The following is a 2663-nucleotide window of genomic DNA, read 5'->3' as shown; positions in this document are numbered from 1 at the left end:
AGGCTGATGCACCGCCTCGAACGACGCCCACCAGCCGAAGTCGAGGCCGAGTACTACGCTCAACAACAGATCGGGCAGCACACCGGTCACACGTAACGAGGTGTGCATGAAACCCGGGATGGTTCAGATTCTCCTCGTATAGCTGTGCGCAAATCTGGCGGGTGGCGCCGACGATGAACGCCTTACCGGGTGAAGAGATGAATTTGCGCATCTCGGCAGATCGCGCATCCCAATGGTTGACGATGTCCGCGGCCAGCGTTGCTAGCCGCTCGGGCGCGCCATAGATGGCGTTGATGACAGCGACCGACTTTTCGATTTGAGCGCGCTCCACATCGTCGAGTCCAAGCGTTGCCTCGTCGACGGCGTGGTCGAGGTCGTCTTCGCTGAAGTCCTTGGACCACCCGACTTTCGCTAGCCGAGGCTCGAAATACACTGGGACGGTGGCATTGTCAGCAACAGCGCGGGTGAGGTCGTAGACGTCGATATCGGGGCCGAAGACTTCGCGAGTGTTGCGGGCCACCTCCGAGATCGGCGTGCCGGTGAACGCGATGAAGATGGCGTTCGGTAGGGCGTCGCGGATGTGGCGGGCATAGCCGTCGAGGTCGTCGTAGTGGCTGCGGTGGGCCTCATCGACGACGACGATGATGTTGCGGCGGTCGGTGAGCAACGGGTGATCGGTGCCCGATGCGCGCTCCTCTTTGGTCAGGCCAAACTTCTGCAAGGTGGTGAAGTAGATGCCCCCAGTGGTTCGATTGGACAGCTCGTCGCGCAGCTCCGAGCGCTTGGTCATCTTCTTCGGCGATTCGTCAAGCAGCCGTGAGCGATTGAAGGTCTCGTACAGCTGGGTGTCGAGCTCCTTGCGGTCGGTGACGACGACGATGGCCGGGTTTTTCAGCTTGGGCTGGTTGGCGACCAGGTGCGCGTAAAGCTCCATCTCCATCGACTTGCCGGAGCCTTGCGTGTGCCAGACGACGCCGGCCTTGCCATTGCTTTCGGCGGCTTCCACCGTCTTCCACACGGCCTTGGTGACGGCAAAATACTGGTGCGGCTTGGCGATTCGCTTGACGAACCCGTCTGGTGCGGGGCCGTCGGGGTGGGAGCAGGTTGGTCAGGACCGCGCGGCCGATGCGGCCGACGAGGTCGGTGGGGTTGCCGGTGATGTTGATGGCGTTGACCAGCAGATTCTTGGCGGTTTCGAGCGCGGTGGTGAAGTTGGCCCGGTCCGGGTCGGTGCCGGGTCGGGATTCGACGGCGGTGACGATGGCGCGTCGCAGCGCCTGGTAGACGGTCAGCAGCGCCCACATTTCCTGTTCGAGTCCGGCCGGGTCGGTGGAGCGCAGCACGCGCCCGCCGGCCAGGGTGTGGTGCAGTGCCAGGTAGGCGATCTCGTGTTCCCAGCGTTCGTGGTAGAGGGCGACGAGTTGGCGGGCGGGATGGCGGCGGGGATCGGCCAGCGTGGTGGCCAGCCGGTAGTTCGCGGTGTATCGGGTGCCGTCGGCGCAGGTGACGGTGATGTCGGCGGTGATGATCCGTACCGCCAGCTCGCCGATGCGCGACAGGTGTGAGCCGTCGTCGAGCCGCGCGAGCACCGGCAGCCGGCGGGTGACGCGCAACCGGACCAGGAACTTCGCGCCGGTGCCGGCCACCTTGTGCAGCAACTGCCCGGCGTCGAAGCCGCGGTCGGCCAGCACCAGCATCTGGGAGTTCAACAGTCCCAGCAGCTTTCGCGCGTAGTCGGTCTCCCCGGTCGCGGGTGGGCCGAACACCGCGCCCAGCATCGCCCCGGTGCCGGTCTCGACCAGGGCCATCAGCTCGATCATCGGGTAGCCGGTGACGCCGAGCGCGGCCTTGAGCTTGCCCAGCCAGGACCGGTTGCGGTCGGTGTCGGGCACCTTGAACGACACGCAGCCGTCGAACGCCACGGTGCGGTAGCGGCCGAACCGCACGCCCGGGGTCGCCGGCAGCGCCACCGGCCCAGCCAGCACCTCGAACAACGCCCGCAACGGCGCCGCGCCGAGGCGGCGACGCAGATCCCGAAAGGCCTTGTCCGACGGCGATATCCGACCGGGCATGACGGCGGTGAGCTTGGCCCACACCTGGCGGTACCCCAACCCCGGAAACAGGCACATTGCCAGCACGAAGTACACCCCCACCCGCGACGGCAGATCGCGCAGCCGCCGCTGGACGGTCCGCGTCTCCGCCAGCACCGCATCGACCAGCTCGAACGGGATCTGCCAGGTCAGCTCGCCAACATGGCCGGCGGCGAACAGCGCGGCGCGTCGTGATGGTGCGGGCGTGGCAGAATCGGACACCGCGACTCCTTGGTGGAAGAAGTTGGATCTTCGTCGACCGCTTCTTCTACCAGGAGTCGCACCTATATCTCACGCAACACGCACAACTTCAACCACACACGCCCCGCGTGTCACCTTGACGACTCTGCCATGGGTGCGACCCCCGGGGCCACCCGGCGATCTAGATGAGTAATTCCCAACTGCGCGCGGAGTGTGCATCGGCTGCGCCGAGTGTGTACTGGCGGCGGCGACACGCCGAGCGGCGCCGCAGTGGTTGCACTCTCGGCGTGTCGGCTTGTGAAGGATGTGGTTGGAGGGCACCGATGGACAGTTATGAAGACAGACCTCGATGCCCTCCTGACCGAACTGTAT

At 65.6% G+C, this 2663-nt stretch carries 2 pseudogenes; both read right to left on the bottom strand.

The annotated features are described in order from the left end of the window. Positions 1-130: 130 nt before the first annotated feature. A pseudogene (locus EET03_RS30625) lies at positions 131-1075 on the bottom strand (DEAD/DEAH box helicase family protein); the annotation flags it as partial. Then, positions 1041-2312 (bottom strand): annotated as a pseudogene (locus EET03_RS32210) (IS4 family transposase); the annotation flags it as partial. The pseudogenes EET03_RS30625 and EET03_RS32210, both read right to left, overlap by 35 nt. Positions 2313-2663 lie beyond the last annotated feature (351 nt).

Source organism: Mycobacterium innocens, assembly GCF_900566055.1.
In the GTDB taxonomy this organism is placed as follows: domain Bacteria; phylum Actinomycetota; class Actinomycetes; order Mycobacteriales; family Mycobacteriaceae; genus Mycobacterium; species Mycobacterium innocens.
The sequence above is the reverse complement of the archived record's forward strand: the minus strand, read 5'-3'. Positions and strand labels throughout refer to the sequence as shown.